This is a genomic window from Dietzia sp. DQ11-71 (assembly GCF_014144995.1).
In the GTDB taxonomy this organism is placed as follows: Bacteria; Actinomycetota; Actinomycetes; order Mycobacteriales; family Mycobacteriaceae; genus Dietzia; species Dietzia kunjamensis.
Genome location: NZ_JAALDT010000037.1, coordinates 1 through 7,941, shown reverse-complemented (window position 1 = coordinate 7,941; position 7,941 = coordinate 1). Strand labels below are relative to the sequence as shown.

At 71.9% G+C, this 7,941-nt stretch carries 8 protein-coding genes and 1 pseudogene; 3 read left to right on the top strand and 6 right to left on the bottom strand.

All coding sequences use genetic code 11. The features are described from left to right. Window positions 1–222: 222 nt before the first annotated feature. Window positions 223–1,776 (top strand): amidophosphoribosyltransferase, encoded by a 1,554-nt coding sequence (gene purF, locus G6023_RS01590; RefSeq protein ID WP_396444184.1) that lies wholly within the window; start codon window positions 223–225, stop codon window positions 1,774–1,776. 39 nt (window positions 1,777–1,815) lie between these two features. Then, a complete protein-coding gene (gene purM / locus G6023_RS01585) occupies window positions 1,816–2,898 on the top strand; it encodes a phosphoribosylformylglycinamidine cyclo-ligase (protein ID WP_067712004.1) in 1,083 nt (360 codons plus the stop codon). A gap of 146 nt (window positions 2,899–3,044) precedes the next feature. Here the strand turns inward: purM and G6023_RS01580 are convergent, their stop codons facing one another. Together G6023_RS01580 and ygfZ are read right to left on the bottom strand one after the other, a co-directional pair. Beyond that, window positions 3,045–3,230 (bottom strand): DUF3073 domain-containing protein, encoded by a 186-nt coding sequence (locus tag G6023_RS01580; protein ID WP_067712007.1) that lies wholly within the window; start codon window positions 3,228–3,230, stop codon window positions 3,045–3,047. A 170-nt stretch (window positions 3,231–3,400) separates the two neighbouring features. Next, a complete protein-coding gene (gene ygfZ / locus G6023_RS01575) occupies window positions 3,401–4,564 on the bottom strand; it encodes a CAF17-like 4Fe-4S cluster assembly/insertion protein YgfZ (protein WP_182633910.1) in 1,164 nt (387 codons plus the stop codon). A 39-nt stretch (window positions 4,565–4,603) separates the two neighbouring features. Here ygfZ and G6023_RS01570 point away from each other — a divergent pair, with 39 nt between their 5' ends. After that, window positions 4,604–5,512 (top strand): aminodeoxychorismate lyase, encoded by a 909-nt coding sequence (locus tag G6023_RS01570; protein WP_069388594.1) that lies wholly within the window; start codon window positions 4,604–4,606, stop codon window positions 5,510–5,512. A 28-nt stretch (window positions 5,513–5,540) separates the two neighbouring features. Here G6023_RS01570 and G6023_RS01565 read toward each other — a convergent pair whose 3' ends face one another. From G6023_RS01565 to G6023_RS01550, 4 genes and pseudogenes are all read right to left on the bottom strand, one after another. Beyond that, complete coding sequence (locus G6023_RS01565; protein WP_082923667.1) at window positions 5,541–6,230, bottom strand: heme-binding beta-barrel domain-containing protein; 690 nt, start codon at window positions 6,228–6,230, stop codon at window positions 5,541–5,543. Window positions 6,231–6,349: 119 nt separating this feature from the next. Further along, window positions 6,350–6,850 (bottom strand): DUF8021 domain-containing protein, encoded by a 501-nt coding sequence (locus tag G6023_RS01560; protein WP_067712013.1) that lies wholly within the window; start codon window positions 6,848–6,850, stop codon window positions 6,350–6,352. A gap of 48 nt (window positions 6,851–6,898) precedes the next feature. Next, window positions 6,899–7,729, bottom strand: coding sequence for a sulfurtransferase (locus G6023_RS01555; protein WP_069388592.1), 831 nt, complete (start codon window positions 7,727–7,729; stop codon window positions 6,899–6,901). Between the two features lie 10 nt (window positions 7,730–7,739). Then, window positions 7,740–7,941, bottom strand: a pseudogene (locus G6023_RS01550) (DUF2993 domain-containing protein); the annotation flags it as partial.

Sequence of the window (7,941 nt, the reverse complement as noted above, 5' to 3'; positions counted from 1 at the left end):
GACGGGCCGGGCGCGGACGCCCGGCGGAGGGGGGCTGCGCGCCGGACTTTGGGGCCACGGGGGTCGGTGACCGTAGACTTGCAGGCGCACCGCCGGGGTCCGTCCGGGCGGACCGCCCCGAAAGTCGCGAGGGAGCACCAGCAGGTGGAGAGTACGTCGTCACGACCGGCACCGTCCGGGTCACTCCGCCGTCCCGGTGGCAGCTCCGCCGTCGGGCTCGGGCTGCCCGATCCGTCCGTCCCCGGCCCCGCAGGCCTGCCCGTCGACGCCGAGCGCATCGGCCCGGTCGAGGAATGCGGCGTCTTCGGCGTGTGGGCCCCCGGCGAGGACGTCGCCAAGCTCACCTACTACGGCCTGTACGCACTCCAGCACCGTGGCCAGGAGGCCGCCGGGATCGCCGTGGCGGACGGTGAGCAGGTCCTGGTCTACAAGGATCTCGGCCTGGTCAGTCAGGTCTTCGACGAGCAGACCCTCGAGTCGATGCACGGTCACGTGGCGATCGGCCACTGCCGCTACTCCACCACCGGCGCGGCGAGCTGGGACAACGCCCAGCCGATGTTCAGGCCGATCATCGACGGCGGTTCCGTCGTCCTCGGCCACAACGGCAACCTCGTCAACACGCAGGAACTCAAACGGCACGCGACGGCCCTGGGGATCGGCGGGTACTCGGAGGAGAGCACCCACTCGGACTCCGACATCGTCTCGACCCTGCTGGCCCACGAGGCGCGCGACGGGGGACTCGAGGAGGCCGCGGCCCGTCTGCTGCCCCGGCTGCGCGGTGCCTACTGTCTCACCTTCTCCGACGAGAACACGCTCTACGCGGCCCGCGACCCGCACGGTGTCCGCCCGCTGGCGCTCGGCCGCCTCGAGCGCGGCTGGGTCGTCTCGTCCGAGACGTCGGCCCTGGACATCGTCGGCGCCTCGTTCGTCCGCGACATCGAGCCCGGCGAACTCATCGCGATCGACGCCGACGGCGTACGGTCCCGCAAGCTCTCGCCCCCGACCCCCAAGACGTGCGTGTTCGAGTACGTCTACCTCGCCCGTCCCGACTCGGTGATCAACCAGCGCCTGGTCAACTCCGCGAGGGTCGAGATCGGGCGCCGCCTGGCCCGCGAGCATCCCGCCGAGGGTGACCTGGTGATCCCGGTCCCCGAGTCCGGCACGCCGGCCGCCGTCGGTTATGCGCAGGAGTCCGGGATCCCGTTCGCGCAGGGGCTGACGAAGAACGCCTACGTGGGCCGTACGTTCATCCAACCCAGCCAGACCATCAGGCAACTGGGGATCCGACTCAAGCTCAACCCGCTGCGTGAGGTGATCCGCGGGCAGCGGCTCGTGGTGGTGGACGACTCGATCGTTCGGGGCAACACCCAGCGCGCCCTGGTCCGCATGTTGTACGAGGCCGGAGCCCGTGAGGTGCACGTCCGGATCGCCTCGCCGCCGGTGCGCTGGCCGTGCTTCTACGGGATCGACTTCGCCAGTCCCGCCGAGCTCATCGCCAACGGCGTCGATGCCTCGGACGGGATGCTCGAGGGGGTGCGCCGCGCCATCGGTGCGGACAGCCTCGGTTACGTCTCCGTCGAGGGGATGATCGAGGCCAGCGGCCAACGCGGCGACGAACTGTGCGCAGCGTGCTTCGACGGGCACTATCCCATCGAGCTTCCCGACGACTCGCCCATGAGCGCGGCCGTGCGCGCGCTGGCAGCCGAGGTCGACGGCCTCGAGGCCGATCGCTTCCCGGTCCGCAGTGACATCGCGGACCCCGTCCGCCGACCCTGAACGGGCGCCCGACCAGGGGCGCCGACGAGGAGAGACCACATGACCGACAACTCACACCCCCCGACCGGCGCCTCGTATGCCGCCGCGGGCGTCGACATCGACGCCGGCGAGCGCGCGGTGGAGCTGTTCGCCCCCCACGCCAAGCGGGCGACCCGGCCGGAGGTGATGGGAGGCCTCGGTGGATTCGCCGGCCTGTTCTCGCTGAAGAACACCTACCGGCAACCGCTCCTCGCGTCGTCCACGGACGGCGTCGGGACCAAGATCGCCGTCGCGCAGGCGATGGACGTCCACAACACGGTCGGTATCGATCTCGTCGCCATGGTCGTCGACGACCTCGTGGTGTGCGGTGCCGAGCCGCTGTTCCTGCAGGACTACATCGCCATCGGCAAGGTGGTCCCCGAGCACGTCGCGGACATCGTCGAGGGGATCGCGGAGGGCTGCGTCCGGGCCGGGTGCGCGCTGCTGGGCGGGGAGACGGCCGAGCACCCCGGTCTCATGGCCCCGGGGGAGTACGACATCTCCGCCACCGGTGTGGGGATCGTCGAGGCCGACGAGATCCTCCAGGCCGAGAAGGTCCGCCCCGGCGACGTGATCATCGGCATGGCCTCCTCGGGGCTGCACTCCAACGGGTACTCGTTGGCCCGGCACGTCCTCCTCGAGCTCGCCCGACTTCCGCTCGAGGGGCACGTCGAGGAGTTCGGACGGACCCTGGGTGAGGAGCTGCTCGAGCCGACGCGTATCTATGCGCTCGACTGCCTGAGCCTCATCGCGGAGACCGACGTCCGGGTCTTCAGCCACGTCACCGGCGGCGGGCTCGCCGAGAACCTCGCCCGGGTGATGCCCCGCGGCCTGGTCGCGCGCCTCGACCGGGGGCGCTGGCCCGTTCCCGCCGTCTTCGGCACCATCGCCCACCACGGCCGCGTCGAACAGGCCGAGATGGAGCGCACGTTCAACATGGGGGTCGGGATGGTCGCCGTCCTGCCCGAGGAGGACGTGGACCGGGCCCAGGCCGTCCTCACCGCACGCCACGTCGAGAACTGGGTGATCGGGCGCGTGGAGAAGGCCGGCGAGGACGCCGACGCCCCCCGCGTGACACTCGAGGGTTCACACGCCCGGTTCTGACCGCTCGCAGACGACAGCGACCCGGCCGGGGCAGTTCCGGCCGGGTCGCTGTGTCGTGGTGCGGTGTCCCGGCCAGTGTGACACGCGTGAGCCGGGCATCCTCGGGGATGCCCGGCCCACGTGGGTCTACCGGGAACGGGGGATGATCAGTACCTGGTGTCGCCGTCGGACCATGACCCGTAGGGGTCATCGTCCTCATCGGTGCTGAGCCGCGTCGGCGACCCTCCACCCGACAACTCCTGCTGGAGACGTTCTAGGTCCGTCTGCGGAGTGTTGTACTTGAGTTCGCGAGCGACCTTGGTCTGCTTCGCCTTCGCGCGGCCTCGGCCCATTGACCTGACCCCCTCGGAAACGGTGCTGGGCCACCTCGGGGGTGCCCATTGCAAGTGTGAGTATCTGCCTGTCCACAGGATAGCGTGCCCGGCGCGGAATGTCCGCCCGGGTGTCGAGGGAGTCGTCTCCGGCAGTGACCCGCGGGGGTGATCCGACCCCCGCGGGGGTGTCAGGCCTGGCCGCGGAGTCGGCGGATGGCCTCTCGTCCGGCCTGGGTCCCGGTGTCCTCCGGGGCGCTGTCCGGGTCGACGGCGGCGACGACCCCGTCGATCTCGAGGGCGGCGTCGACGGCCACGGACCGCTTGAGCAGGGCGAGGGCCACCGGTCCGTCCTCGTGGTGCTGGACCACGGTCCCGACGCGTCCGACGGGGCGGCCGGCGGCGCGGACCTCGGCGCCCGGCACGGGCAGTTCGTCGCTGGCGGATCCATCCAGCTGGAGTCGGACCAGGACCCGGGGCGACCGTCCGAGGTTGTGGACCCTGGAGACGGTCTCCTGGCCGCGGTAGCACCCCTTGTCCAGGTGCACGGCGCCGCGCTGCGCCACATCGCCGATCCAGGTGGGGAGCTCGTGGGGGATGGTCTTCTCGTCGGTGTCCACCCCGAGGCGGCCGCGTGGCGGGGTCGTCCCCGCCGCCCGTAGGGCCTCGAACGCCCACGAACCCGCCGGACGCGCTCCCGCGGCGACCGCCGCGTCGAACCACGCGCTCAGTTCGGAGCGCGGGACCAGCAGGTCGATCGATCCGGTCAGGGGCCAGGGCATCCGCCGGGCCACACCGCCGCCCGGCAGCGGGATGCCGGCGTAGTCCCCGACCGGCAGGGTCACCTCGGTGCCGTCCGGGGCCTCGAGGGTGGCGGGGAGGGCGGCGCCGGTGAGGGTGAGGACGGCGAGGTCCGCGGTCTCCGGTGTCGCGTCGGCCCAGAACACCATCTTGGTGAGGAACTGCAGCAGGTCCGCTCCCCGGCCGGGTTCGGTGTCCACGACGAGCGTGCCGGCGACGTCGGCGAGGACCGCGTGGTGTTCCACCCGCCCGTTCGCGTCCAGCACCAGCGTCTCGGCGCCGCCACCGTCCGGGATCTCGGACACGTGCTGGGAGACGAAGCCCTCCAGCCAGGTCAGCCGCTCGCCGCCACCGATGGTCAGGACGTCCCGGTGGGAGCGGTCGACGACCACCGGCGCGGAGTCGGCCGCGCGCTGCTCCCCGAACGGGTCGCCGTAGTGGTACGGCACCCCGACGTCGGGGGAGGTGTCGGCCTGGTTCACTGCTCCGGGGCGGTTCAGGATCGGGCTGCGGTAGCCGCTGTCGGTCCGCTCGGGCACAACTGGGTCGGTCACGATCGCGAGTCTACGTACCCCGCCGTAGTGTTGGGCGGCATGGGCACAGCAGCGGAAACGGGTACCGACCGGACTGACGACGCACGGGTGGTCGTCCTCGTCGCGGGCGGTCCGGAGGGGCCGCGTCCCCGGGTCCACCCGTCCGATCAGCCACTGTTGTTGGCCGACGACCTGGCCGCCGTCCGTGGCGACGGTTGCTTCGAGACACTCCTCGTCGTCGGTGGCCGCCCCGCCAAGCCGGAACGTCACCTGGCGCGACTCGCCAGATCAGCGGCCTCGCTGGGGCTGACCGGGCCGTCCCCGGAGCAGTGGCTGGCGGGCATCGACCTGGCCGCGCGCCGGTGGGGGCCGGACTCGGAGGCGATGCTGCGGTTGGTGCTGTCCCGCGGGCCCGAGCGCGGCGGGCGGGAGACGGCCTACATCACCGTCGCGCCCGTGAGCGGGGTGGCCCTGCGGGCACGGGCCGACGGAATCGCGGTGACGGCCCTCGGTCGGGGGTATGCGTCGGACGTCGCCGCGTCCGCCCCGTGGCTGCTGCTCGGATCCAAGACGCTGTCGTATGCGGCCAACATGGCGGCGCTGCGGCACGCCGCCGCGGCCGGGTTCGACGACGTGATCTACCTGTCCTCCGACGGCGAGGTGCTGGAGGGCCCCCGTTCCACCGTGGTGATCGCCCGCGGCGGTGAGCTGGTGAGCCCTCCGGCGGAGGTGGGGATCCTCGAGGGCACCACCCTGGCGGCCATGGCGGAGATCGCCGGGGCCGAGGGTGTGCGCGTGCGGCGGGAGCGGCTGCTGCTGACCGACCTGTTGGCCGCGGACGCGGTGTGGCTGTTGTCCTCGGTGACCCTGTGTGCGCGGGTCCGCAGGGTCGACGATGTGACGCTGTCGACCGGGGACCCCGGGATCGATGTCGTCGGCATGGTCGACCGCGCGGTCGGCCGCGGGTGACGGGCCCCGCCACCCGGGCGGGGAACCGCTAGCCGGCTATCCGACGCAGTCGCGCGGACATGTGGGGCACCAGGCCCCGCTCCGGGTGGACGCGCTCCTCGACCCAGCCCAGGTCGCCACCCTCGACGATCCCGTAGATGCGCTTGGCGCCGCCACGCTTGGGTCCGGTGGGGGACGCGAGGACCACGTCGGTGGTCATCTCCCAGGCCGACTGGCTGATCGGTGCGCCGTAGTACATCTCGATCACGCCGGACGCGTGGGCCACGAGGAACTCGAGCTGGTCATCCGCGGAGATCCGCCAGAATCCCGTCTCCCGGTAGGCCGCATCGTCCACGGCGCCACCGGCGTCGAAGGTCCAGGCGCGGGAGGTCCAGGTCAGATAGTTCTCGCCGTCGTGGGCGACGATGAGTTGTTGGCCGAACCGGTGCTGGCCGCGGTCCTCGGTGTCGGCCTCGCCCTCACCCTCCCAGACGCCCACGAGGGGCAGCAGGGCCAGCAGGCCCGGGTGCAGGTCGGGGCCGAACCGCAGGTTGGCGGTGTCCTCGGGGACCGGGAGCTCGGAGAACGGGGCGATGTTGCGGCGGGCGGTCTGCTCCGATTGCTCCGCCGCCGCGTCGACGGCCGCGTTTCCGGACCCGCGCACGACCGAACCGCCGCCTCCCCCGGGAGGGGTGGGCGGCGTGGGGTCACCGGTGTTCGGCTGGTCGCGTTCCGTCACGACTCGTCGGTGACCGTGCGGTACACGATGTAGCAGGTGGCCCACAGGATGGCCAGCGTGCAGAGGACCAGGAGGATCTCGAAGAAGAGCACCATGGCCCAATCCTAACCCCGAGCCTCTCAGCCGAGTGAGACGCGGGCCTCGATCGAGTGGATGAGGCAGTCCTCGGGGGGCACGACGAAGTCCTCGCTGACCCGCGCGGTGGCGCCCACGACGGTCGCCAGGGTGAAGTCCGCGTGCACGACGCCCTCGCGCCCCGGGGGGTCGACGGTGATGACGATGTCGCGGACCTCGCGGATCACCGAGTACTGCAGGTGCAGGTGGAGGTCCCACCGGAGCTGGTCCGCCCCGAACCCGGTCTTCAGGCCGTTCTCGCGACGGACACAGTCCTTCGCGAACGGCACACGGAACGCCGCGGCCGGGACCGTGAGCGCGGTGAGGTACATCCGAACGGCTGCCTCCCGCTCCTCGGGGGAGTAGGGGCCGGGGTGATCGGGCACGGCCGGGGTCGCCCCACGGCGTTGATCGATTCCCACGAGGACGGTGGAAGCGACCGCGGCGCCGACGGCGACGACGGAGGCTCGCCCGGCCATACCGAGGGCACGCGACAGGAGAGACATGGGATCGAGATTAGCCAGTCCCGCCGGCCGCCGGGGTGAACACGCGGCTCACCGCTCGACGGGGACCCCGATGAGGGAGCCGTACTCCACCCAGCTGCCGTCGTAGTTGACGACGTTCGGTTGATCGAGGAGCTCGTGGAGGACGAACCAGGTGTGGCTGGACCGCTCGCCGATCCGGCAGTACGTGACGACGCGCTGCCCGGGGGTGCCGAGAAGATCGGCGTAGATCTCGCGGAGCTCGGCGTCGGGCCGGAACGTACCGTCGCGGGAGACGGCTCGGTTCCACGGAATGCTCACCGCGCCGGGGATGTGCCCGCGCTGTCGGCCGCCCTCCTGGGGCAGGCCGGCCGGGGCGGCGAGTCGGCCGGTGAACTCGTCGACCGATCGCACGTCGACGAGCGCGTCACTGCCGAGGCCCGAGAGCACGTCCTCGCGGAACGCCCGGATCGACAGGTCCTGGGGCTCGGCGACGTACTCGGTCGCCGGCCGCTGCGGCAGCTCGGTCTCCAGTGGCAGGCCGTCCCGCTCCCAGCGCATACGGCCCCCGTCGAGGAGACGGACGTCGGGGTGCCCGTACAGCCGGAGGTACCAGTAGGCATAGGCGGCGAACCAGTTGTGGTTACCGCCGTAGACCACCACGGTGTGCTCGCGGGTGATGCCCCGACCGGACAGGAGTTCGCCGAACCGCTCACGGTCGACGAGATCGCGCGTGTACTCCTGCTGGAGTTCGGTTCGCCAGTTCAGCGCGACAGCACCGGGGATGTGCCCGTCGGAGTGGTAGGCCGTCACGTCCTCGTCGACCTCGAGGAAGACCACCGAGTCGTCGGCCAGGCGCGAGGAGGCCCAGCGGGTGCTGACCAGTACGTCGTCGCGACTCATGGGCCCGAGTCTAGAGGTCCGTCCGTGCGAGGCCGTCGAGCGGCGCGGTGCCGGGCCCGCCCTCACCGGCGGCGGTGATGGTGCCGCCCGTGATGCTGAGGGTCTCGACCGCCACGCCCAGCGGGAGGACGTCCGGTTCCAACGTCAGTGCCGTACGGCGCAGGGCGAGCTCGCCGTCGCCGTCGGGGAACCCCGCCGGCCCGGTCGCGGGC

Excerpts from the sequence above, each read along its gene's own strand:
- G6023_RS01555 (WP_069388592.1), bottom strand. The coding sequence starts at position 7,729 with ATGAGTCGCGACGACGTACTGGTCAGCACCCGCTGGGCCTCCTCGCGC.
- purM (WP_067712004.1), top strand. The coding sequence starts at position 1,816 with ATGACCGACAACTCACACCCCCCGACCGGCGCCTCGTATGCCGCCGCG.
- G6023_RS01580 (WP_067712007.1), bottom strand. The coding sequence starts at position 3,230 with ATGGGCCGAGGCCGCGCGAAGGCGAAGCAGACCAAGGTCGCTCGCGAA.
- G6023_RS01560 (WP_067712013.1), bottom strand. The coding sequence starts at position 6,850 with ATGTCTCTCCTGTCGCGTGCCCTCGGTATGGCCGGGCGAGCCTCCGTC.
- G6023_RS01570 (WP_069388594.1), top strand. The coding sequence starts at position 4,604 with ATGGGCACAGCAGCGGAAACGGGTACCGACCGGACTGACGACGCACGG.